22 protein-coding genes, 1 tRNA gene and 1 pseudogene are annotated in these 25265 nt (G+C 31.6%); 16 read left to right on the top strand and 8 right to left on the bottom strand.

The window, feature by feature from the left end; all coding sequences use genetic code 11:
* The first annotated feature begins 14 nt into the window (after window positions 1-14).
* From AD60_RS01085 to AD60_RS01015, 15 genes and pseudogenes are all read left to right on the top strand, one after another.
* Window positions 15-806 carry a hypothetical protein gene (locus tag AD60_RS01085; protein WP_103876031.1) on the top strand — a complete coding sequence of 264 codons (792 nt, stop codon included), beginning with the start codon at window positions 15-17 and terminating at the stop codon, window positions 804-806.
* Entirely contained in the window at window positions 796-1938 is a 1143-nt protein-coding gene (gene hemW, locus AD60_RS01080) for a radical SAM family heme chaperone HemW (RefSeq protein ID WP_158248344.1), read from the top strand. The genes AD60_RS01085 and hemW overlap by 11 nt, the downstream gene beginning before the upstream one ends.
* Window positions 1939-1951: 13 nt before the next feature.
* A complete protein-coding gene (locus tag AD60_RS01075) occupies window positions 1952-2461 on the top strand; it encodes a dCMP deaminase family protein (RefSeq protein ID WP_199177797.1) in 510 nt (169 codons plus the stop codon).
* Window positions 2462-2496: 35 nt separating this feature from the next.
* Entirely contained in the window at window positions 2497-3330 is an 834-nt protein-coding gene (locus AD60_RS01070) for a 2-oxoacid:ferredoxin oxidoreductase subunit beta (protein WP_103876029.1), read from the top strand.
* Complete coding sequence (locus AD60_RS01065; protein ID WP_103876028.1) at window positions 3327-3938, top strand: 2-oxoacid:acceptor oxidoreductase family protein; 612 nt, start codon at window positions 3327-3329, stop codon at window positions 3936-3938. The genes AD60_RS01070 and AD60_RS01065 overlap by 4 nt, the downstream gene beginning before the upstream one ends.
* Window positions 3931-4386: a diacylglycerol kinase family protein gene (locus AD60_RS01060; protein WP_103876027.1), complete on the top strand. Its 456-nt coding sequence runs from the start codon at window positions 3931-3933 to the stop codon at window positions 4384-4386. The genes AD60_RS01065 and AD60_RS01060 overlap by 8 nt, the downstream gene beginning before the upstream one ends.
* A gap of 57 nt (window positions 4387-4443) precedes the next feature.
* Window positions 4444-5459 (top strand): annotated as a pseudogene (locus AD60_RS01055) (chemotaxis response regulator protein-glutamate methylesterase).
* Window positions 5460-5463: 4 nt separating this feature from the next.
* Entirely contained in the window at window positions 5464-6831 is a 1368-nt protein-coding gene (locus tag AD60_RS01050) for an N-acetylmuramoyl-L-alanine amidase (RefSeq protein ID WP_103876026.1), read from the top strand.
* A gap of 232 nt (window positions 6832-7063) precedes the next feature.
* Window positions 7064-9688 carry an O-antigen ligase family protein gene (locus AD60_RS01045; RefSeq protein WP_103876025.1) on the top strand — a complete coding sequence of 875 codons (2625 nt, stop codon included), beginning with the start codon at window positions 7064-7066 and terminating at the stop codon, window positions 9686-9688.
* A complete protein-coding gene (locus tag AD60_RS01040) occupies window positions 9688-9939 on the top strand; it encodes a hypothetical protein (RefSeq protein ID WP_103876024.1) in 252 nt (83 codons plus the stop codon). Before AD60_RS01045 ends, AD60_RS01040 begins: the two co-directional genes overlap by 1 nt.
* A gap of 43 nt (window positions 9940-9982) precedes the next feature.
* A complete protein-coding gene (gene recG, locus AD60_RS01035) occupies window positions 9983-12328 on the top strand; it encodes an ATP-dependent DNA helicase RecG (protein WP_103876023.1) in 2346 nt (781 codons plus the stop codon).
* A 27-nt stretch (window positions 12329-12355) separates the two neighbouring features.
* The gene (gene lgt, locus AD60_RS01030) at window positions 12356-13255 is read left to right on the top strand and encodes a prolipoprotein diacylglyceryl transferase (protein ID WP_103876022.1); all 900 of its coding nucleotides are present in this window, start codon (window positions 12356-12358) and stop codon (window positions 13253-13255) included.
* Window positions 13256-13258: 3 nt separating this feature from the next.
* Entirely contained in the window at window positions 13259-14218 is a 960-nt protein-coding gene (locus tag AD60_RS01025; RefSeq protein WP_233186777.1) for a calcium/sodium antiporter, read from the top strand.
* A gap of 29 nt (window positions 14219-14247) precedes the next feature.
* Window positions 14248-15075, top strand: coding sequence for a hypothetical protein (locus tag AD60_RS01020; RefSeq protein WP_103927199.1), 828 nt, complete (start codon window positions 14248-14250; stop codon window positions 15073-15075).
* Between the two features lie 12 nt (window positions 15076-15087).
* Complete coding sequence (locus AD60_RS01015) at window positions 15088-16290, top strand: alkaline phosphatase (RefSeq protein WP_103876019.1); 1203 nt, start codon at window positions 15088-15090, stop codon at window positions 16288-16290.
* A gap of 188 nt (window positions 16291-16478) precedes the next feature.
* Here AD60_RS01015 and AD60_RS01010 read toward each other — a convergent pair whose 3' ends face one another.
* The 8 genes from AD60_RS01010 to thiI all read right to left on the bottom strand — a co-directional run bounded on the left by AD60_RS01010 (window position 16479) and on the right by thiI (window position 24248).
* Entirely contained in the window at window positions 16479-17027 is a 549-nt protein-coding gene (locus tag AD60_RS01010) for an RsmD family RNA methyltransferase (protein ID WP_103876018.1), read from the bottom strand.
* A gap of 53 nt (window positions 17028-17080) precedes the next feature.
* Window positions 17081-17156, bottom strand: a tRNA-Gly gene (locus tag AD60_RS01005).
* A gap of 74 nt (window positions 17157-17230) precedes the next feature.
* Entirely contained in the window at window positions 17231-18307 is a 1077-nt protein-coding gene (locus tag AD60_RS01000) for a tetratricopeptide repeat protein (RefSeq protein ID WP_134080025.1), read from the bottom strand.
* Between the two features lie 53 nt (window positions 18308-18360).
* On the bottom strand, window positions 18361-20763 hold the full coding sequence (locus AD60_RS00995) for a triacylglycerol lipase (RefSeq protein ID WP_103876016.1): 2403 nt from the start codon (window positions 20761-20763) through the stop codon (window positions 18361-18363).
* Window positions 20764-20783: 20 nt separating this feature from the next.
* Window positions 20784-21650, bottom strand: a complete 867-nt coding sequence (locus AD60_RS00990) for a polyprenyl synthetase family protein (protein ID WP_103876015.1) — start codon at window positions 21648-21650, stop codon at window positions 20784-20786.
* A gap of 26 nt (window positions 21651-21676) precedes the next feature.
* Window positions 21677-22189, bottom strand: coding sequence for a bifunctional nuclease family protein (locus tag AD60_RS00985; protein WP_103876014.1), 513 nt, complete (start codon window positions 22187-22189; stop codon window positions 21677-21679).
* A gap of 29 nt (window positions 22190-22218) precedes the next feature.
* Window positions 22219-22995, bottom strand: a complete 777-nt coding sequence (locus AD60_RS00980; protein WP_103876013.1) for a 1-acyl-sn-glycerol-3-phosphate acyltransferase — start codon at window positions 22993-22995, stop codon at window positions 22219-22221.
* A gap of 44 nt (window positions 22996-23039) precedes the next feature.
* Window positions 23040-24248 (bottom strand): tRNA uracil 4-sulfurtransferase ThiI, encoded by a 1209-nt coding sequence (thiI, locus tag AD60_RS00975; protein ID WP_103876012.1) that lies wholly within the window; start codon window positions 24246-24248, stop codon window positions 23040-23042.
* 416 nt (window positions 24249-24664) lie between these two features.
* Between thiI and AD60_RS00970 the strand changes: the two genes are divergently transcribed.
* The gene (locus AD60_RS00970; protein WP_103876011.1) at window positions 24665-25258 is read left to right on the top strand and encodes a TetR/AcrR family transcriptional regulator; all 594 of its coding nucleotides are present in this window, start codon (window positions 24665-24667) and stop codon (window positions 25256-25258) included.
* Window positions 25259-25265: the final 7 nt, after the last annotated feature.

The raw sequence follows: 25265 nt of genomic DNA, 5'->3' as shown, positions 1-25265 counted from the left end.
CGAGGTGATGATCCTTGAGAAAATTGTATTTTATCGGATTTTTTATGTTTATTTCAACAATACTTTTATCTTATGTAGGGTACACTCCCTTCGGTCCAGAGATAGAAAATAAAGGTGCGACCTTTACACTGTCTACATCGTCTTTTGAAGATTTTGGATTAGAGATCGGTTATTCCGATTACCACTCTTTATATATAGAAAATAAGCTCTTCAACAGGACGATAAAACTGAAAACTGGAGAGTCTTTTTTTAATGTGTTTGTGAATGTACCAGTATACAACAGTGAATTTGGTGTAGGATATGAGTACAAACTTGAAAATAATTTTTTGGGAGTTTTGACAGTAAAAAATTTTCAAAGAGTTGAGGTTAAAAATGTCGACCACGATATATATAACTTCACTCAAGCTAAGTTCAATGTCCCTTCATATGCTATAGGAAATTTATTTCTTTTTAACAATAAAAATATAAATCTATTTGAAGTAAAAGCTCGAATATATAGGCCTATAGAAATACCAATTAGTTTAGGTTATTCAAATGGTTTCTATTTAAATGTTCCTCTCGTTAACCTAGACAGCTACTATGTAGATACAATCGACGTAGGAGCAGCGTTAATACAACAAAAATGGTACCCAAATATTGGATTTTCAGTTCCAATGAATATATTCGATCAGCAGTTGCATCTTGGTACAAGAATAGCTTTTGGTCAAGATTTTTTTTACGAATTTTATATTTATAATGAAAATCTTAAGTTGCCTCTACTTTTTTCGTTCAACGAAAAAGGAGGAGGTTTGTTTTTTGAATTCTAATTATATTGCATTATATTTACACATACCTTTTTGTGTGAGGAGATGCCTTTATTGTGACTATGTATCTACAACCGATTTATCTTTAAAAGAAGAATATTTTAACGCATTATACAAAGAAATCGCTTTGAAAGGTAAAAAATTAAAAGATAGGAAAGTTAGAACGATTTATTTTGGAGGTGGAACCCCGTCTTTTGTTGAGGAAGAATTTATTTTTCAAACTTTTCGTACATTACAAGAACATCTTGATCTTTCTAATTTAGAAGAATTCACGATAGAGGTAAATCCAGAAAGTGTTAATGAGAAAAAAGTACATTTTTATAAGGAAATAGGAATCAACAGAATATCAATGGGGTTTCAAAGTACTTCTGATAAGATATTAAAAACTGTTGGAAGATCTCATGATTTTAATAAAGAATTAGAATCTTATAAACTTTTGACGTCTTTTTATGATAATATAAATATAGATTTTATCGTCGGATTACCATATGAAAATTTCGATACGGTTAATAGTAATTTGGAATTTATAGAAAAGATGAAACCTTCTCATATTTCTTATTATTTATTGGATTCTTCACATGATACTCCCTTAAAACATTTTCTTGAAATCAAGGAAATGAAACTTCCGGAAGATGACTTGGTATACGACCTCCTTGATTATATCTATGATCAATTTGAGAAATCTGAATATAATAGATATGAAATTTCAAGTTGGTCGTTACCCAACAAAGAATGTATTCACAATCTGTTTTATTGGTATAACTTAGATTATGTTGGATTTGGAGTTTCTGCTGGAGGGTATATCAACAAAAAAAGATATGTGAATACTTCAGATGTTAAAGCATATATTACACAATTAAATGATGATAAGCTTCCATATCGGACAAAAAAGTTGAATGACGAGTTTGCTGAGTTGTTAGAAACACTATTTATGTCTTTGAGGCTAACAAAAGGAATAACTTATGATTCTTTGGTTCAAAGATTCTCTAAAAATTTGGTTGACAATGTCTTAAATCAGTTAAAAAATAATTTGGAAGAATATATATCTATAGATGATTCTATTAAATTAACTACAAAAGGTTTAAACTTTTCAAGGTTAGTTTTTGAGAAGTTATTAGATATAGCTCCAACATAAGGGAGGTTTTTTCTTGGGAAAAAAGGATGAAGTTGAAAATTATTTGCAGAATAAAAATTTTAATAGTCCCAACTTATTCAAAAAAAGGAAAGATTGGGACAAATATTTTATGGAAGTAGCGGATTTGGTAAGTAAAAGATCAACCTGTTTGCATAGAAAAGTAGGAGCAGTAATTGTAAAGGAAAAAAGGATCTTAGCAACCGGTTACAATCAACCGCCGTCCGGTTTTCCTCACTGTGATGATATAGGTTGCATAAGGGACGATTTAAGTATAAAAAGTGGAGAAAACCAAGAAATTTGTTATGGTCTTCATGCAGAACAAAATGCCTTGATGCAAGCTGCTAAATTTGGTATTAGTACTGATAACGCATCAATTTATATCACCCACCAACCATGTTCTGTATGTGCTAGGTTGATAATAAACGCTGGAATAAAAAAGGTTTATTATAGAGAAGGTTATCCGGATAGTCTAACAAAACTGTTTTTTGATACTTGCAACATACAAACAAAAGTTGTTGAATGATCAAAATAAATATCAAAATGGAAAGGTGGGATAAAATGCCTGTAGAAAGATACTTTAAGTATTTAAGAAAAGATAGAATGACCCATGTATGGTGTCCTGGATGTGGTAATGGAATAATAATGAAAAGTTTTGTGGAAGCGGTCGATAATTTAAGTTTAGATAAAAACAAAGTGGCAGTTGTATCAGGTATAGGATGTTCTTCAAGAGCTACAGGGTACCTTGACTTTAACACTATGCACACACTCCACGGAAGGGCTGTGGCCTTTGCAACAGGAGTTAAACTAGCAAAGCCAGAGTTTAATGTGGTAGTAATGGGAGGAGATGGAGATATACTGGCAATAGGTGGAAATCATTTTATTCACGCTTGCCGTAGAAACATGGATCTAACTGTTATTATCTTCAACAATTCTATTTATGGCATGACAGGCGGGCAATATTCACCTGAAACACCTCCTGGGACTTACGCTTCAACTTCCCCTTATGGGAATTTAGAAAACAATTTTGATGCTGTTGATCTTGCAATAACCTCGGGTGCCACTTACGTAGCTAGATCAACCGTTTTTCATTACATGTTATCCGTTAAATACATAGAAAACGCCTTAAAACACAAAGGTATGTCGGTTGTTGAGATTGTTACAAATTGCCATACTTATTATGGAAGATACAATAAAATGACGGGACCTACTAAAATGTTGCGATATTTCAAAGATAACTCTGTCATACTAAGCAAAGCTAAAAATATGTATGAAAATGACTTGAAAGATAAGATTATAATAGGTGAATTTCTGAAAGTTGAAAAAGAAGGCTACGTTGACAGGTATGAAAAATTAAGGAAAAAATTGGTTTCACAGGAGGTATCACCAAAGTGAGTAGTTCAATAAGTACACCTAATTCGGTGAGATTCAGTGGAGAAGCCGGTCAAGGTAACATCTTAATGGGAATAATATTTGCAAAAGCATTGGTAAAAGAAGGATTTTGGGTAGTTCAATCTCAACATTATGGTGCCCAAGTGAGAGGTGGACTTTCTTATTGTGATGTGCTTTTCGATCAAGAACCTATAGATTATCCTGAAGCTGAAAATTTTGATATATTGTATTTGATGCACGATGTTGGTTTAAGTCATATTGGGAATCTCAAAAGAAATGGCATTTTATTATACGATGAAAAATTTGTTGAAAATATACCTCAGTATGTAGAAAGGATTACCAAAAAAATAATCAAAGTCCCAGCTTCACAAATAGCTATAGAAGAATTATCAAACAAAAATGTGGCTAACATGATAGGGTTAGGGGTCCTTTGTTCAGTAACTGAGGTAATTAGTTTGGAAAGGCTTATAGAAGAAGTCAATTTGAACGTATCAGAAAGTTACTTAGAAATTGATGAAAAAGCTCTCAAAATTGGTTATGCTTTATATAAAAAAAGGTATCCTTTAGAGTCAACTAAAATGTATAAAAAATTAGGGAAAGGTTATGAATAAAAATGATGAAAATAGGAGCCTAAAAAGTAGTTTTTCTTACGCATTGAAAGGGCTCATTGAAATTTATAAAACTCAAAGAAATTTTAGAATACAAAGTTTAATAGGGTTGATAGTGTTAATTGTTGCTATTTTTGCCAACTTAACTCAAGTAGAGTTTATACTTTTAATATTCACAGTTATGCTAGTGTTGATCATGGAAACAGTGAATACCGTAACAGAGAAACTGTTGGATTTTCTTCATCCTTTTTATAGTTCGTCGGTAAAGATAATCAAAGATGTTTCTGCTGCATCGGTTTTTATAACTTCTATCTTCGCTGTTGCGATCGGAATAATTATATTCGGTCGCGCTTTTTTCAATCTAAATCCTAAATATGGTATAATCTTAGCAATAGTTTTTTTGCTTTTCTTAAATTTATGTGGTTTTATTTATAAAAAAAGAGAAAAATAATGAGGAGGAAAATACTTGGATCAGATAAAGGCCTTAATAGTTGATGATTCCGCTTTTATGCGAATGGTTCTAAGAGATATTATAGACAAAGAACCTGACATGAAAGTGGTTGGATTAGCTAAAGATGGAGTTGAAGCGGTAGAAAAAGCTGTGTCCTTAAAACCAGACGTGATTACTTTAGATGTTGAAATGCCTAAAAAGAATGGGCTCGATGCTTTAAGTGAGATAATGTTAAAATCTCCAACAAGGGTTATTATGGTAAGTAGTTTAACTTCAAAAGAAGCCTCTATTACAATAGAATGTTTAGAAAAGGGAGCTTTTGATTTCATTCAAAAACCAGCTGAAGTACCTCTTGGACTATAAGAGACGTTCAGGATGAATTGTTGAGAAAGATAAGAGAAAGTATGAATGTCTCTATCGAAAGATTGAAAAATATCCATTTTGTAGGAAGCAAGAAGATAAGGAAAAGTGCAAGAATAAATATATTGGGAGAAAAAGTTGTTTTGATAGCGAGTTCAACAGGAGGGCCTCGTTCTTTAGACGTTTTAATTCCACAACTACCAGAAAATTTAAATGTCCCTATAATTATTGTTCAACATATGCCGGCAGGTTTCACAGCTTCGTTGGCTTATAGATTGGATAAAATTTCAAATTTAAAGGTGAAAGAAGCCGAAGATGGTGAATCTTTACAAAAGAATGTTGTATATGTTGCCCCGGGGGATTTTCATTTAGGTTTAAAGCAAGAGGATCATAAAATAAAATTGTTTCTAGATAAAAGCGATAAAATTAATAACGTACGGCCTTCAGCTGATTTCACTTTTGACCTAGCTGCGGAGATTTTTAAAGAAAACGCACTAGTAGTTATTCTGACAGGGATGGGAAGAGACGGTGCGAAAGGGGCATTTAAAGTTAAACATTACGGTGGGACGGTTATAGCGGAGTCAAAAGAAACTTCCGTTGTTTATGGAATGCCTAAAATTGTTGCCCAAGAAGGTTATGCGGATTTTGTTCTTCCCAATTACGATATTGCAGAAAAGATATTAGAAATTTTAACTGATCAACCAAGGGGATAAAAAGATGAGTAAAAGGGTAATTCGGCGGTTAATAATTTTTGGTTTTTTATTTCTCTCAGTTATTACATTTCCAAAAACACTTTATTTTCAATGGAGAGAAATAGATTCTGCTTACTATTATGAAGATGGGGAGAATCTATATGTTAGTTTAAAGGTTATTTCTGAAAAAAGTGGAAGAACTTTAGATGTATATAACGATACGTTGATTTACATAAAAGATAGTAAATGGAAAGTTTTCATTTTTCCCCAGAATAGTTTAGCAATTATTAACAGCACCGAATCCATTCATTTCGATCCAAATGATCTAAAAATAGTCGATGGAGAGATTTATTTAACTACAGAATTGATAGCTAAGTTGATCAACCTAGAATTAATTTCTAATGTTTCTGCTGTGTACTTGAATCTGCCACTAACTCAATTAAGTTCAATAAAAACGATCATACAAAAAACTGATGCTAGAATAATAATAGAACTTTCTTCAAGTCCTGAAGATGTTGGAATATATCCCTTGGTTAATAAATCTGGATATTTGATTAAGATTAAAGGGGCCGAAATTCCCAATTCTTATTACTATGAAGAATACAACAATAAGATTAATTACATAAAGGCGTATCACTATTCACCAACAGAAGTATGGATACAGGTAAAACTGAACAACTCTGCTGATTTAGAGGAATTAATTGAAGAAAATAGAATCATATTAGACCTTTCTTTTAAAGATAAAATAACCTTGCCTGTTTTAGTCTTGGATCCAGGTCATGGAGGGATAGATCCGGGAGCTGTTGGCCCTAACCAAACTTTTGAAAAAGATATTACTTTAGAAGTAGCAAAAAGAGCTCAAGAACTTTTGAAACCGTACAGTGTTAACGTTTATTTGACTAGGGCAAATGATGTATACGTTGATTTACATGATAGAGCGGTTTTTTCTAATGAAAAAGGTGCGGATTTATTCATTAGTTTACACTTGAATGATTATCCTCAAGATTCAACAGTTTATGGATCGGAGGTTTACTATTTTGATTTTTCAGAAAGCGCATATGCAAGAAGAATAGCCTATCGGGAAAATTTAGATTTTAATTCCGATAAGACTCTCATAGAAACATGGGTAACGGATAAAGAAAACAGTCTAGATGAAAGTGAGAAGTTTGCTAATATATTGGGAAATTATTTGAATGTAAATGGAGTTAAATTTAGGGGAGTTTATACTGCGGAGTTTGCTGTTTTGGCTTATACTAGAAGCCCCGCTGTTTTATTTGAAATGGAATTTATCAGTAACCCTAAAGTGGTAGATGAGTTTACAAATGGAAAATATGTAGATGTTTTTGCTGAAATTATTAAAAATGCAGTTATTGATTTTTTTGGTTTAAAATAGGGCGTTGGGGGATACCCCCCAAGAACCTTTAAATTTATTTTAGTATTTGGAAGGGCATTCTAAAAGGCGTAAACCTTTAAGGGCCAAGGCCCCTAAAACCTTTTTAAAAACCATAAAACAATTAAAAAACATCGTTTAGAAAACCGGCAAACCAAACCCCCAGAAGTATTTTAAATCTATTTTGATTAATTGGTTTGCACAAACCGGCGAACCACAAAGGAGGTTAATTTATTTGCAAGAGAAAGCTAAATTTCCTAATGATATATTGATTTTGTTAGTTTTGTTTGCTTTAATACCTTTTTTAATGTTACCCAATTTGGTGTATGAGTATTCCACACAAAAACATTTGGTTTTTTCTTTATTCATGGTCGTTATTTTAATTTATTATTTGTTCAGATACCTTTCTAAACCTATTTCAATAAAGTTCACTTATCCACAAATTTTTTTATCTTTTTTCAGCATTTTTGCCTTTTTATCTTTGATATCGGTTTATATGGAGAATAAATATTATCTATCTACATCTTTAGGGATAGCTTTTTATATCGTTCTTATTGTTTTTTTTTCGTATGTAATTACCACACGCTTTGGAAAGGATTTTAAATTTATTGAGTACGGTCTTTTTGTTTTTATGGTTACTGGGACTGTTATTGCCATAGATGGGCTTTTGAATAAGTTTTTAGGTTTTGATTTGTTTTTTGGTAAGTATGGCGATCCATCTCAAAGAATTGCCTTAAGAACAACTATTGGGAATCCAAATTTTGTTTCAGATTATTTGGCACAGCTGTTACCAATTTCTATATATTTTACTTTAAGGAAAAATACGAATACCTACATTCGAATATATGCTTTAGCGAATGTTTTGATAATGTATTGGGTTGTTTTGTTAGCCCAAACTCGTTCTATTTACCTTGCCACTTTTGTTGGTTTAGGATTAGCTATAATATCTCACCTCATTTCCAATAAAAAAGAAACCTTGAAAAATTATGTAAAAAGTAAAGAGTTTAAAATTTGGATAATTTTGGTTTTATCTGTTTTAGCCTTTTTATTTCTTATGTTTAATTTTGAAACACCATTCAACCGAGGGGGAGAGGTAATTGCTGCAGACCGCTTCGCAGCAATGACTTCTGTTTCTTCTTGGGATGAAAGAAGTCTGTCATGGCTTTCCGCTGTAAAACAATTTGCAGATGAGAATCATAAAAATCATTTTATAATCGGAAGTGGAATAAATACATATCCAGTTTATTCGGTTCACTACCTAGCTGAGGTGCAAGCTGGAAACCCCGAAAGATTTTTATATGCGTGGAATAACTTCAAAAGGGCTCACAACGATTATTTACAGGTGTTGGGGGAGACGGGCATTTTAGGTTTCTCCTCAATATTGCTAATGTTGGTAAGTTTAATGGTGATATACTTTAAGGTTTTAAAGTCTGAAAAAGACGATGACAACAAGAGCCTTTTATTTCCCTTACTTGGATGGAGTGCTGCGGTTATGGTAATCCACGCTTTCACAGAGTTTGCATTTCACATGCATCCAAATCTTATATTAAGTGTATTTATTCTCTCAAGTGCTGTATCAGAACAGTTCAATCCACATGTAAAAAGCTTTAATATCAAAAAAAGTCAGATTGTGATTATTCCTTTAGTGGTGGTTGGGATAGTAGCATCATACTACAAAATGAACGAGGTTACCTCGGAAGCTTTTTTCGTTAAAGGAAATGGTGAATACAATTCCATGGTATCTCTTATTAACGCTACTGAAAGTCAAATACCGAATATTATAAGTCAACTTGAAGCTCAAAAATCTAGCCTTCAAAAACAATTAGTGAATTACACTCCTGGAAGTGCCAGTTTTCAAAGAGTAACTCAAAGTATAAATCAGATAGAATCGCAGATAGAAAATTACAGAAATATGAAGATATCATATGAAAGTAAAGCACAACAAAGCTATGAAAATGCCTTCGAATATTTTCAGAAATCATTAAAATGGAACCCTAATTTTGGGAAGTCAGCATTTTATCTTTCTCAACTTTTGACGTCTAGAATTCGGCAAAATTCTCTTACTTATGAAGATTTACCTAAAATATTTGCAAAAGAAATCAATGGTTACGATTTTATGATCGAAGAATTTGAGGGTGTACTTGATTTAATGCCATTTCCAGATAATATTTTAAGAGACACCGTGGAACCAATTTATTCCAGTGACACAAACAACAACGCTAAACAGATTATTTTAAAAATTCAAACCCTTTACGACGGGATAAACCAGTTGGAATATTCATACTTATCCTTCAATGAAAAAAATGCCTATAGATTGATAGGCAGAATATATTATAACATTGTAATTCTATACGAACAGTTAAAGAATTATATTCCATTGGATAAGATAGAAGTATTAGAAAAACTTCAAAATGACGCTTACAATAATTTTCATCATTGGGAGCAGCAAGCTATATATATCCTTCCCGGGGGTTGGAACAGGTTCCCTGAATGGGAAGATGTTTATTACGAATATTTGCTGTTAACCGCAAGATTGATAAATATATATCCACAAGATGAATTAATAAACAATATAATTTTTATTACCCAAAAAGAGGGAGAAGCGGACTATTACATGGCCCAAAAATTTAGAGGAATACCAGATAATTCGTTAAAATTGTTATCTGAGTTATACTCAACCTTGAGGGATGAAAACTTAAAAAATCAACTGGCAGAAAACATTGTTAGCAATTATGAAGCTGTTTATAACTATTATAAGGGTTTAAAAGAAGAAGGATCGTCTAATTATTCCAGATATCAAGATAGGATCGAAAGTTTCTTCAGTGATTACGAATTCATCACAAGAAGGATAGTAAAGTAATGATTAAAGTAATGACTTTTTTATTGCTGGTATCTTTGAGTTGGTTTTTGATCGTATTTTCTGTTTACTTGAAAGTAAAATCTTATGGATACACACTTGAAGGTAGCCTGAAGGATTTCTATGTTGAAAATGCTTCTTTGATGAAAGTTAAACCTTTTATAGAAGATGGTCAAATTGAAGAAGCTGAATTGAATGGATATAAGATATATCAAAAAGATGGTAAAATTATTATAAACAGAGTCATTGAGTAACTTTGAAAAATATTCTCTTAAAGAATAGGAGTTTTCAAGGACAATGATAGAAGAAGTCATAAATTCTTTTGATTATGTAGTTCAACTTAAAGAAAAAGGAATGATAACTTGGGAAGAGATCTTCCCAAGTTTTTATAGCGTTGCAAAAAATAATTTTAAAACAATTAAAGAAAATGGTCTTTTAGAAGATGTTAAAAAGATTTTGACTTATATAAAACCTCTTAAAACATTGCCAGAAAAACGCAAGGAAAGACGTCTAGAAGGCTTAAGAGATTCCTTAAAGATTTTAAAAGAGCGATATTTAATTGATGAAGTTTCGGTAGAACCAGAAAAAAAATTAGCACCACTCACCGATATAAAATATATAAAAAAAGTAGGAACAAAAAGGGCTTTAGTTCTAAATAGATTAGGTATTTTTTCATTAAAAGATTTCTTTTACTATCCACCAAGGGATTACGAAGACAGAAGAAAGGTTGTTAAAATATTTAACGCCAAAGAGGATGAAAAAGTCGTAATAATAGGAAATGTAGTGAAAAGTGAGGAAGCAAAAATAAATAAAGGGTTAACTATTTACAACTTTTCCGTGGAAGATGACACTGGGGTCATAATCGTTACTTTTTTCAACCAGGACTATGTAAAATCTTTTTTAAAAAGAGGCGTAAAATCTGCTTTTTATGGAAAGATAGAATATTCATACGGTATGAAACAGATGAAGTCACCCGATTTCCAAGTGATTGAAAATGAGGAGGATTTCAAAAGAGAAATTCTACCGGTTTATCCACTGACCTCTGGTATCTTCCAAACAACTATGCGAAAAATAGCAAAAGAAGTTATTAAACAGACATATTTTTTAGAAGAATTTTTACCCGAAGAATTTGTTCAAGGATTCAATTTATTAGATTTGAAAAAGCGAATAAAGGGAATCCATTTCCCTTTGAGTATTTATCATAAAGAAAGGGCTTGGTACTCTTTAAAATACGAAGAGGCAATTTTATTTGAATTAGCCATGATATATCTGAAATTGAAGATGAAAGAGATGAAAAAAGGTGCGACGAAGGAGATAAAGGGAGAATTATCTAAAAACTTTCTCAATACTTTAAATTTTGAGCTCACACAAGCTCAAAAAAGAAGTTATGAAGAGATAAAAAAAGATTTGATTTCTCCATATCCTATGAACAGGCTTTTACAGGGGGATGTTGGTTCTGGTAAAACCGTTGTTTCAGAGCTAGCGATTATAGATGTTTGTGAAGCCGGCTATCAAGCAGCGGTTATGAACCCCACCTCTGTTTTATCAAAGCAACAGTTTAAAAGGCTATCAAAGGATTTAGAGCCTTTAGGTTTGAAAGTAGCTTTGTTAACAGGAGATACGAAGGAAAGCGACAAAATATTAATAAAAGAAAAGCTAAGGGTTGGAGAAATTGATGTTGTAGTTGGTACCCATGCAATCATTCAACAGGATGTGGAATTTAAAAAACTAGGGTTGGTAGTGATTGATGAACAACATAGATTTGGAGTGAATCAGAGGTTGGAACTTATTAAAAAAGGGAATCATCCCGATATTTTGGTAATGACAGCAACTCCCATTCCTAGAACCTTGGCAATGACTTTTTATGGCGACTTAGACGTTAGCTTAATCGACGAAGTGCCTAAAGGAAGAAGACCGATTAAAACAATACTTGTTGCTGAATCCAACAGAAAAAGTTTGTATGAGTTTGTTAAAGAAGAATTAGATCAGGGGAACCAAGTGTTTTTCGTGTATCCATTGATAGAAGAATCTGAAGCCTTAGAATTAAAAAACGCGATGAGTATGTATGAAGAGCTAAGTGAAGTTTTTAAAGAATATAAAGTCGGACTTTTACATGGAAGGCTTTCACCTTCAGAAAAAAATGAAGTTATGGACAAATTTGTTCAAAGAGAATACGATATATTGGTTTCCACATCGGTAGTAGAAGTTGGGATAGATATTCCTGATGCCACGGTAATGGTCATAGAACATCCCGATCGTTTTGGATTATCTCAATTGCATCAGCTCAGGGGAAGAGTTGGTAGAAGTGAAAAACAATCTTATTGTTTCTTAGTATTAGATGATGATGCCAACAATGAGATAAAAAGTAAAATGAACTCCTTTTCTAAAACATTAGATGGTTTTGAGGTAGCAGAAATCGATTTAAAATGGAGAGGCCCTGGTAAATTCTTTGGAGTGGAACAGCATGGGGTACCGGAATTTAAATTTTTAGATTTAGCCGAAGATGTGAACATAATAGAAAGTTCAAGAAAAATGGTAGAGCGTTTTTTATCTTCTATTCAAAGTTTCGATAGATATCCTAATTTAAAACACGAATTGCAAACAAGGTATGGAGATTCAATACACTTAATAAATGTTCTATAGGGATTTTTGACTTTTAGGAGGAAGAGTATGAAAAGGGATAAAGTCTTTTTTAACACTTTGTGGATCTCAATAACATCTTTTTTAGTTATTTGTATAGTTATCTTGCCAAAAAGTTTTTCTGGGGAATGGTATTTCAGTCCTGTTTTGGTTACGGTTGGTTCATTAGAAATAAGATGGTACGGACTGTTAATCGCTTCATCGATACTGTTGGGAACATTTATTGCTCAGAAAGAAGCTGAAAGAGAAAAAATAAACGAAGACGATCTTTTTACGGCTGTTTCTTTAGGAATTATATTTGGTATTGTAGGAGCAAGATTATATTATGTTCTTTTTAATATTAAATATTTCTCTCAAAATCCTTCAGAAATTTTTAAGATATGGCATGGCGGTCTGGCTATACATGGAGCGATATTGGCTGCCTTTTTAATTGTTTTTTTGTATACACGGTTGCAAAAGAAATGTACCTTTACCTTTCTGCAAGGGTTAGATTTATTCACCTTTGTTTTACCATTAGCTCAGGCTATTGGGAGATGGGGTAATTTTTTCAATCACGAAGCATATGGTTCACCTACAAACCTTCCATGGAAGATGTACGTTTCATTACAGGACCGAATGTCGGGATATGAAGCCTATGAGTATTTTCACCCCACATTTTTGTATGAATCTGCCTGGAATTTGGTGGTATTTCTGATATTGTTTTATTTTATTAGAAATAGGAGAAAAACATATGGAGAAGTTACCGCTCTGTATTTAGTTCTTTATTCTATTGGCCGAATCCCAATCGAAAGATTAAGAACAGATAGTCTTTACCTTGGAAATTTTCGGGTGGCTGTGGTTATAAGCTTTATTTTAATCGTGCTAGGCTTTTTGCTTTTTGTATACCTGAGAAACAAAAGGGAAATAGCCAAAAAAAGGAGTGAAGATTGATTGGTGAATATTCTATTAATAGCTTTAGGTATTTTCCTCTTAATAAGAGGGGCAGATAGGTTAATAGAAGGTGCCCTTGGATTAACAAGGAAAGCAGGTGTATCCGAACTGTTTGCAGGTTTGACGGTAGTGGCCTTTGGTACCAGTGCACCTGAATTAGTTGTTACTATTTCTTCGTCTATAAAAGGAGCCAGTGTAGGATTAGGAAACGTTCTTGGCTCCAATGTCGCAAACATTGGATTGATTTTGGGGATCTCTTTTTTAATCTCCCCAACAAAAATTCAAAAATCTACAGTAAACATAGAAATGCCTTTTTTGCTTATTATTTCAGTAGTTATATTTGCAATGATAATGGAAGGGAATAGTGTATTAACTAGATACGATGGCATGATATTGATAACCTTTTTGCTTATTTTTATGGCTTATCTCTATTATATGGCAAAAAATGATCAACAAGTCAGGAAACAACTTGTTGAAAACGAAGAAATGAAAAAAGTTGAAAAAGAAGAGTCCTGGGCTAAAATAATCACTTTTTCTGCCTTAGGGTTGGCTATGTTGACAATAGGAGGAGAATTGACGGTAAATAATTCAATTATATTTGCTAAAAGTATTGGAATCTCAGAATCTTTGATAGGGGTAACTATAGTCGCTATAGGAACTTCCCTTCCGGAATTAGTTACCGCTATTGTCGCAGCGATTAAACATTCGGATGATATAGTATTGGGGAATATAGTTGGTTCCAATACATTCAACATCGCAGCCATACTTGGTATATCAGCGTTAATAAATGGTGCTAGGGCAGATAGACCGGTTACTTTTGATGTATCGTATGGACTTTTACTGGCGTTGATCTTGTTGCTTGGTACGATGCTCAAAAAAGATCGAAAAGTGGGAAGAGGTTTAGGAGTCTTCCTGTTTTCTTTGTATGTACTTTACATAATCATTAGCATTCAAATTGGATAACTTTTTTAAGTATGAAGAAAGGAATAAAAATGAAATTTTATAATAGAAAAAGGACGTTACTTCTTGTTGTTTTTGTTTTATTTCTATTTTTTTTCTTTTATCCAGTAACTTTAGTTGATGAAGAAGATAATAATATTAGAATATTTTCAACAGGGTTAACAAAGGTAATTTTCTATGAAGATATAGGATACAGCTTTATAGAAAAAACTATCTTTTTTTACGCAGCAATTCCTTTTGAAAAGTTTGCCTTGTTAAATGTACAAAACGGATTTTTGCCGCGACAAAAAGGTGATTCTTTAGTTCAAAGGCAAAGTGACGATTCAACGGCAATGGTTTATTTCAAAAGTAAAAATACTCTTTATAACTATGATAATTTTTTCTATAACGAAAAATGGTTAAAGGATTGGATAGTTGATTCTAAAGATTTTTTGAAAAATATTTCAGAAATCGATGAACCTATGTATATTCTTTATATGGATCAAGGTAGGTCTTTTCAAGTTTTGCCCAGTATTTATGTTGTTAATTCTGTCAAGGATTTAATTCATGAATTATCTCATTACTTTTTTGGTTACAGGGTAAAAACTTCCTCGAATGATACTTGGCACGAAATATTAGCTGAAACCAATTCGTTATTATTTCTTAGAGAAGTATTGCCTAAGGATTATTTGACAGAATTAGAACTCAAAAAAACAGGCTTTTATGATGAACCTTATGGACAAAGTGTGATATCTTTCATGGAAAGATTAGACTTTGACAAAGAAAAGATATTTGATCTAGAAAGATATATTTTAAATAATTTTGATAAATTAGATGATAAAAGTTTTGCAAATTTAGTTGAAATATTTTTTAAACAATGAAGGTGTTTAAAAGTGAAAAGAATTTTGTTGGTTGTTTTCAGTACTCTTTTAGTTTATCTTTCTTTTTCATTTGACTATGTTTTTCTATTTATAGCGGATGGAATGGGAATACCACATATGCAGTTATCTAATATGTACAAACAATATTTATTTACAGAACAACTACACATCCTAGAATTACCGTACTATGGAATGGTTGAAACTTCTTCAATGAACGGAGTAACGGATTCAGCAGCCGCTATAACTGCAATTTTATCTAAAGAAAAAACCTACAACGACAGGATAAACATTGGCCCTGATGATGAAAAAATTTTTCCCATTACTTATGAACTAAAAAAGCGAGGGTACAAAATTGGTGTCATTACAACTAACACCATTATCGATGCTACCCCTGCAGGAGCTTATGGTTTCGTGGTAAATAGAAGAGATTACCAAAAGATAACTCAAGATCTTTTAGAAAGTAATTTTGATCTTTTCATTGGGGGTGGAAAAGCTTATTTTAAGGATAGAAATGCTGAGGAATATGGATATTTTTACAGAGAGAAACTTAATGAAATTCCGCCTCTTGCTAATGAAATTATTATGTTATATTATGGGAATTTTCCCTTTTTAACTGACGAACCAGAAAGAGTTACGTTAGAAGAAATTTTAAATTATGCATTAAGTAAATTTGATGGTTCTCCTTTTTTCATTTTGATTGAAGGTGGAAGAATTGATCACGCCGCACACGCACATGATACTTATTCATTGATAAACGAAATATTAGATTTTGACGATGCGGTGAAAGTTGCAATCGATTTTTACATGCGGTATCCTCAAGAAACTTTGATCATAGTGACTGCGGATCATTCAACAGGAGGTTTAAGTTTAGGAGATGGTTTTTTAACGTTGAATAAACTTCAACGAAGCGAGTATTCGTATGAAAAGCTGATAAATACATTTAACCAATCTAATAACTATGAAGAGTTTCAAGAAAAATTGGGTTTGACGCTAGATTTAGAAAAAGAGTTTTATGATACCAAGGATTCCAGAGAAAATGTAACTTATCAATCGTCTGTGATCAAAACTTTTTATGAAGGGTTAAACGATCCTGTGGGTATAAATTGGGGTACTTTTGGGCACACACTAGATTATGTGCCTCTTTTTTCCAACGTTCCTTTTAATAAAAATATAATATCAAATAATGAAATTTTTTCTATTTTTGAGATTTATTGATTTAAATCGATTTAAACGACCTTAATCGTCATTAATTGAAAGTAATTGCCTATAACTGGATTTTGAGAAAAAAATTTCATGATGTATAATACATCTACAGAGCACTTTTGTAGGTTACCCTCCCTCCTGGAGTGTTCTGTCCCCGGAAGAATTCATTTCCAAATTAGGGCCTTATTAAGGCCCTTTTTTTATGGTTTAATAAAGATTAAGATTTCAATATCCCCGTAATCTCTTACTTCTTCCCTAATTATATTTTTTGGTATATAATCGAATTTTTCACTCTTGTGTTTTTCGATAATAATGTAGCCTCCCCTTCTGATTAAAGATTTATTAGAATCTATGAATTTTAAAAATCCTTGGACATAACGATTATTAAATGGAGGATCCGCGAATATGTAGTCAAATTGTTCACCTGAAAGTTTTGTAATGGATTTTCTAAAATCCGATTTTATAACCTTTATATTGTCTAATACTCCTAAAGATTTAGCGTTTTTTAAAATTGAGTGAACTGCTTTCGATGAAATATCTATCATTGTGGAGCTTTTTGCTCCATTACTTAGAGTTTCGAAGCTCATTATTCCGCTACCTGCAAAAAATTCCAAGAAGTTAACGCCTGAAAAATCAAAAATGCTCATCAAAGCTCTTCTTAAAGTAGCAGGCGTATATCTTGTCCTACGATCATCAACTGTTTCTATGGTAATATTCTTAAATTTACCACTTTCAATCTTCAAAGCCATTTTTACACCTTATACAAACAAAGAAGGAGCTTCGTTCTGCCCCTTCCATTTTTTGGAGCGGATGACGGGACTCGAACCCGCGACTCCCAGCTTGGGAAGCTGGAGCTCTACCAACTGAGCCACATCCGCATTGGCTATTCCTTACTTCGAATCAAATATATTATACCAACATTTGTATAGAAAATCAATATTTCATATTTTAATTATATTTTGTCCTTGTTAACATCGTAAAATAATTTATGAAAAAACTCTTGCAAACTATTTTGAGAAAGTTTTTTTGTATCTAGTTCCTTAATTATATCAAAAAGGTCATTATCTACTAGATCGTCTTCAAATAATAATTCTTTTTCTTCTTTTTCCATTATCAAAGAATAGTTGTTTTTTATCTCTGTATCAGGTTTTATAACATTTTCCAAATGTGAATATTCTTCTCGGTTTTTTTCTTTGCTTTCCTCTTCAAGGGTGCCTGGGTCTTGAATGCTGCTTTTTTCACCATTATTTTCTAACTCAATTAGAATTTCTTCAATCTCTTCAAGATTTGATTCTTTTAAGATATCGTCTATATCTTTATCAAGTTTGTTTTCAAGGTCTTCTATCTCATTTAATTTTCCATCTTTGTGGTCTTTCGATATGTTGTTTCCTTCTGATAAAATGTCTTCATTTGAAGTTATCCCTATAAGTTTTTTTAAAGGAGATGATACCTTCCAAACTTTTTTTATGTGTGGTTCATCAAATTGGTCTATTGTTTTGTATTTGATTCCTTGAGTTTCAACTTTGTCTATATTGGTCAATGTTTCCATTTCATTTAACACATTTTCCTTTTTTTCAAAAGAGAGATGTTTGCGTATCAAAAAAATAGTAAAAAAAGAGGCAGCTAAGGAAATGACAAATATTATTAGCATTACTATAAAAAAAGTTAAATAATGGAAGTTTTGTTGTTCTTCTTCGAACGGTTGAGCATTATTAATTTTTAGATTTGTAGAGTAGAAATCATCTGATTCTGGTGGTAAAGATTCAATAACATTTAAAGCTTCATCTACAAGAGGGATACCCTTAAATGGCTGCAAATATATTTTAGCTGTAGTATAATCGTTGTTGTGGAATGCAGATAATCCTAAATACATTTTTATTTCAGGCATTTCACTTTCTAATCTAGGTGATAATTGCAAGGTCTGCTCAAAAAAATTTTGAGCTAAATCATATTGAGCATTTCTATAGTATTTTAGGCCATTCATATAGTATTCGTAAGCAATATCATAATTATCGGAGAATATTAACATTATTTGAAGAAGCATGATTAAAAGAGTAAGAACTTTCTTAATGTTGACTCACCTCACAAGGAGAATGATATTATTTCAATTCGGTTATTTTTAGTAATCATCCATCCTTTGCCTCTTTTATCTATATGGACATCGATTATGTGAGTTTCAGATCTCTGAAAAAAGCCAGGGAAAATAGCTTCTTTTAAAAGTAGGTAGCTCACATGATCTTTTCCAAATACAAATAATTTATCATTAAATATTTGTAATTTTAGTCTTCCTATATTTCCGTCTTCTATAAGTTGTAATCCACTTTTTGAACTATCCCAAAGGACCAACTTATAATTTGAAAATAAAATAAAGTAGTTATTGTTATATAATGCAAAATCAGTAATCTCTCCTAACTGAGTTCCTAAAACATCTTGAATGGTAGAATTATTTATTAATTCTACGACATCACTGTTTAGTAGTTTTGTTAGTTTATCTTCAAAAATAACGTATACTTCCCCATTTATTACTTTTAATGATATAAAATTACTAACTTCATTTATCAAAGAATCGTTGAGATAGACTCTACAATTGTTTGGTTCATATTCCACAGTTAAAAAACCAATATTAGGTAAATAGTAAATTTCGGTACCTTTAGAAGGCATTTTTGTATTAATTTTATCAATTTTACTGTTTTCATTCAAAACGTATACACCATTGACGGTAGATATATAATATTGATTGTTAAATACTATTCCTCCCATAATTTTGCCGAAAAATATTTTTTCTAGATTTTTGTTGTAAATAGCATTTGGACTTTTAAAGTAGATGTTTTCTCCTATTTCAATAATGCTCATTATATCTTCATCTATTTCTCTTTGCTTAGTTGGATTCAGTAAGATTGTACTTTCTTTATACTGTGATGGAAGGGTAAAAGTGGAAACAATACTGGGGTAGGTATTTTTATTTTGAACGGCAGAGCTGTTTTCATCTCCTGTTTCGTATGTGTATTCGACAAAATTATCATCTTTAAAAGGCTCCACTGAATATGAGGGTACGGATTCATCTAAAAAATTAACTATCGTATTCAGAACATCAGCGTCATTATAAATTTCATAAAAGCTTTTTTTAGAATAGTAAGTTTTGTCTATCCCATCTAACTTTGCACTATCGACACTCACTATTCCATCCCCATTTCCTTGAACAAATTCTGGATACAGTCTGGATATATATTTGTCTGATAAATTTTCCTCAATTGCCGGATTAGTACCGATTATTGATAAGTATCTGATGTCATTTCTTATGCCAAAAGAGTTCAATTTTTTGAGAAACTCAGAGTTAGGGATAAGGTCTTCATAATATGAATTGATTTGATCTAGGTAGGAACTAATTTGTAGGGTGATTTTTAATATTGTACTATCCTCAACATTAAACAATTGAGATAATATATATGTGTTTTTTCCAAAGAGTAAATTTAAAAAAAGTGGGTTGGCAAGATTGCTTCCTTTATTTGGAGTAGAGATGAGTACTAAATTTTCCACGTTTTGAATTGTTTGACTAGACTCTAAGGCATATCGAGCAATTAATCCCCCAATGCCATGTGCAATGATATCAAACTTTTTATTAGGAAATCTAGAAAGTTCTTGAGCAAGTCGCCTTCCTTCAAATTCGACATAACTGTTAATCCCCGTTCTTTCAACAAAACCAACAAAAGAATCATTATAATTTTTACTTCTAGTAGATATCAATGGGTAATTGTAACTCCAAATGGTTCTATTTGGGAAAAGGGAGGACCAAAAAGATTGCGGATAACCATTTTTAGGAACATTCATTACCTTTCCAAGGAAGTTGAGATCTGTTCCAGGAATTAAAATAATATCAGGTTCAAGAGTTGGTGGTGCTTCTTTTATAACCTTGAGTCCACCGGATGATTCTTCTGGAGATTCTATGATTAGACCTATATAATTTACTTTAGTTATTTGGAATGTCTGTGCTTCTATGTAATACTCATTCTCAACTTTTACTATTTTTCCCCCTTTGAATTCTGAAACAATAGGGGGATCTTCGCGCGTAATGTAAGCCAAGGCGAAATTCACGAAGTTATCTCCGAAGTAATTATCTTTTGGAATCCTATATCTTACAGTAACTGGTAAAATAGAAGATTCATTACTTTCATCTTGGAAAGTTATTTTATATATGTCACCATAAAAATTTTTAGATTTGATCAATTCTTGATATTCTGAAGAGCTTTTATCTACAACTTGGATTCCGATGTCTTTGATTGAAGAAAAAGCAAAATTAGATATAATTATTTGAATATTTGTAGAAGAAGGTATTCTCTCTTTTGGAGGGAAAAAGACGTTTTTAAAAATGAGGGAAAAAACAAGTATTACAATAGCAATTACAGTAATAAATAAAAGAATTTTGTAGTTTTTCTTCATATATTTAATGTTATTTAAAAAGTTAAAAGGTTTAAATTTAATAACCAAGTCAACTCCTTTTGAGATTGTTATCTTGTTTCTACAGTTTTTCTAACTTCCTTCAAAATTTGAGATAGTTCTTTTAGGTTGATTTCTTCTAATTTTTGTAAAACGCTTCTATAGATATTATCGGCGATTATTTGTGTTTCTTGATAGTTATAAAAATTTAAAAGAGTTTTTTTGTTTATATCTTTATTGGTTTCTTTTCCAATTTCTTCTTCGGTAGTAAATAAATCTTTTAGATCATCGAAAATTTGGAAAGATACACCGAAATCAGTTCCTATTATATTCATTTCTTTAGCTAGTTGTACTTCCCCGGTCATTAAAAAAGGAGAGGCGAAGCAAAAACCAAAAACCGCCCCTGTTTTCTTTGAATACATCTCAAGAATTTCTTTTTCACTTACATCTTTATCTTCTTTTTCAAAGATTAGATCTTCCATTTCTCCTTGGAATAATTTTAAAATGGTTTTTATAAAATAATCCATTAAAAGAAGTTTATTTCCTTCGTTTATATTATCTAACTTGGCAACAATCTGCAGTGGGAGAGTGAATCCATAATCTCCAGCTAGTAGAGCCTTATATTCTCCAAACTTTAAATGGTTTGCGGGTCCTCCTCTTCTTAACTTTGCATTGTCTAAGGCAGGTAGATCATCATGTATTAAAGATGAGGAGTGTAAAATTTCGATAGCTATCGCAATGTCCATTAAATTCTTTTTATTTGCAGAGACTATTTGCCCAAAGTTATATATAATCCATGGTCTTAGTCTTTTACCTCCGTTTTCTATGTAATAAAACAGCGGGTCTTTTAAATGACTTTTCAGATTCAAATTTTCAAAAAAATCCGTTATCTTCTGGTCAAAGATATTTTTAAACTCAGGTAATTTTAGAAATTCCATCGATTCACCTCGTACTATTAAACAAATTATTCGTCATCTTGATCTTTATTTTTATTTTCAAACTTCCTTCTTAGCTCGTCTATATTGAAGTTCTCGAAATCTTGTCTGGATTCGCTTTCATCTTCCGTGTTTATAAAAGAAGCATCAATACCATGTTCGGATACTATTTCTTCCTCTATGTAAATAGGTAAGTTGTGTTTTAAGGATAAAATAATACAATCCGAAGGCCTTGCATCGATATAGATCTCTTTAGAATCACTATTTTTCAGGACTAATTTAGCATAATAAATATCGTGCTTGAATTCGCCAATTTCTATCTTAACAGCTTTCGCCTTAAGTTGTTCGAGTATATTGCCAATGAGATCATGGGTTAAAGGTCTTTCAAAATCTTCGTTTCTCAATATTAAAGCCAAAATTCCAGCTTCGCATGGCCCTATCCATATTGGTACAACAACGTTTGTATCTTCTACCTTTAAAAAAACTATTGGTGAATTCGAAACTTTATCTATTCCCATGGTAACATTGCTTACTTTTTTCATGGTTGACAACCTCCTTTAAAAAGCTTGAATTACTTTCTTGTCTCTTTCAAAGCCAGTTGAGGTTCACTTGTAACCTTTTCACTGATAATACTTTTGAGACATTCTCTTAATTCTCCTTCGCTAGCAAAGTGTTTTGGTTCAACGGGTTCGTGTATGAATAAATTAATATTTGAAGGTTTGATAAACGCGCTTCCTTTTTTGCTCATTTTGATAGTCCCATCTATTGTGACAGGTAATATTTTTATATTATACCTAAAAGGTATTAAAAGAGTTCCCTTCTTAAACTCACCTACTTGACCGTCTAAACTCCTTGTTCCTTCCGGGAAAAGGGATATTATTTCTCCTGATTGTGATAATTTTGCAAATTTTTTAAGAGCTATAGCGCCACTTTTTGCATTACTTCTATCTATTAAGATAGAGCCAAGCTTTTTGATAAAACTTCCCAGTATAGGAATCATAGAAAGCTCTTTTTTTGCTATAAAAGCTGTGGGATAAATATAACCTAAAATTAAAGGTATATCGAACATGCTTTGATGATTCGCTACTATTACATAAGGACCTTGCTGTGGGATATTTTCTTCACCGAAAACTGAAATCTTGCTGTTTAAAAATTTAAAAGTAGCTCTTCCAAACCAAGATACAACCTTTCTAATATATTCTTGAGAGGCTTTGATGCCTTTTCTTTTTTCTATGATATTTGCTTTTATCAATACATAAGTTCCGTATACAATTACAACACCGAAAAATCCAATAATTAACCATATTGTGAAGAAAATTGCCTTTATTGTTTCTAATATCTTTTTCATCGAATGTCCTCCTTTTTTGTTCGTTTTCTTTAATATACATAAGGTTATGATTCAAAGCGATCAATTTCTGAGATTTTACTATCTTCAATTTTGTATTTTTTAACATCATTTAAGGCTTCTTCTTCTAATTCACTTAAACGCGGTAAAGAATTTTCAATTGATTTTATGTGATTTATATCTGATTTAGTGGCAGGTTTAGAAGGAATAAATACGCTACAGGAATCTTCGTATGGTAAAATAGATGTTTCATACAATCCAAATTTTTTGGATAATTTAATGGTTTCGTTTTTTGTATAACCTATAAGTGGTCTTAAAACAACTTTTTGGCTGGAGTCAGAAATTGTTAGTAGATTTTCCATAGTTTGTGAGGCTACTTGTCCTAAACTTTCGCCGCTAACCAAAACTTTTGTGTTTGTAATATCAGAAATTTTATTGGTAATCCTCATCATAGATCTTCGTTGTAGAATAACCGAATATTTATTTTCTTTTATATCTTTGAAATAGAGTTGGATCTTAGTTAAAGGTACCACATATAAATAAAAAGGGAAAGAAGTATATTCAGACACTATAGAACCGATTTTCAAAATTTTACTTAAAGATTTAGGTCCGGTAAATGGCGGACTATAAAAGTTCACAGCATTTAGTAACATTCCTCGCCGCGTCATTAAAAGAGCGGCTACTGGACTATCAATCCCTCCTGACAACAAAACCGTACCTCTTGAAGATGTACCAACGGGTAAACCACTGGGTCCTTCTAAACGACTGCTGAATATAAATACGCCTTCTGTTCTAATATCTATTTCTATATTAAGCTCCGCGTTATTTAAGTCAACTTTAAGTTGAGGAAAATAGTTCAACGTAAATTCACCTATCATCCCGGCGAATTCTTGACTGTTATAAGGGAAAGATTTATTGGCTCTAATGACACTTATTTTAAAAGTTTTATAATTGTTGTTTTCAAGAGCATTTTTTGCCACCTCATATACCTTGTTTTTAATTGAATCGATATCTAATTCGGTTTTTTCAGCAATCGAAAATGAATGTATCCCAAAAATCTTTTTTAGAATATCAGTATCTTTTTCTGTTATCTCCCTATTGCCTTGAGGAATTAAATATATCCTGTTGTTGAAAATCTTGACAATGGCGTGCCCTGAAATTTTGTTTTGAATGTTGTTTTTAAGTTGATTCATAAAAAACATTTTATTTTTATTTTTTAGACCGATTTCGTCTACTCTAATAACTACAACTTGCATTTTATTTCACCTTTATAATTTATATAAAATTTTTTGTACACATAAATTATAACATAATAGAGATTTTAGACCTATATTTTTTCGAATAGAACAAGTAAAAATAAGTCTTGAGTGCATAAAAGATTACAAAGGTTAGTCTTTTTATCTTCTCTTTTGACAAATTGAAAGTAGAAAAGAATAGAAAACTTTCAAGCAAAATATGTAATTAGAATGTCTTTTCTAAAAATATTAAGTTAAAAAAATACGATTTTGATTCTAATTAATAATTTTGCTATCTATTAACTATAAATACAGAATTATATCTGATTATAAATCGTACGATAAGAAATAGGATAAATTTGGTCATATTTGAATTATTTTTCACATTAGTTTATAATTTAATTGACTGACCAGTCAGTAAAAAAGAGGTGATCCAGATGAATGTGGGAGTAAAGGTTCTGGATAAACAAGAACGGAAAAAATACATAGCAGAAAAAACGCTAGAATTAATAAATGAAAAAGGTTTGACAAATATAACGATGGAAGAGGTTGCCTCTTCTTGTAATTTATCTAAAGGTTCTATATATAACTATTTCAAAAATAAAAATGCACTAATTGTTTCTGCTTTTAGTGTTCTTTTGGAAAAAGTCCAAAAAATTTTTGAAGAAAAGGAATCTAAGCCCACTCAGGATTGTGTGGAAGCTAGTGCTGAACTTTATGCAAATCTTTATTCAGAAATTTTAAATACTTTTCCTTCAAAAGAACTGATGCGATTGTTTGAAATTTTGATGAATTCGACACATGATCAAAGTATGATGCAAATTTTAACTCTAACATTTAAAGCAAATTACGGAAAGATCCTTAGCAGATTTGAAAAGTTATTCAATTCGAAAACGAAAGCATTTATGTTACAAGCGATGTTTGATGGTTTAGTTATATACAGAGCCGTAGGAATAGAATTTTCTAATGATGAAATAAAGAATAATTTTAAAAAAATGATTTTAAGTTTTACAGAAGATAACAAAAATTAGGAGGTGC

Source organism: Petrotoga sp. SL27 (genome assembly GCF_002924605.1).
In the GTDB taxonomy this organism is placed as follows: Bacteria; Thermotogota; Thermotogae; order Petrotogales; family Petrotogaceae; genus Petrotoga; species Petrotoga sibirica.
This window is presented reverse-complemented; position numbering and strand designations above follow the sequence as displayed.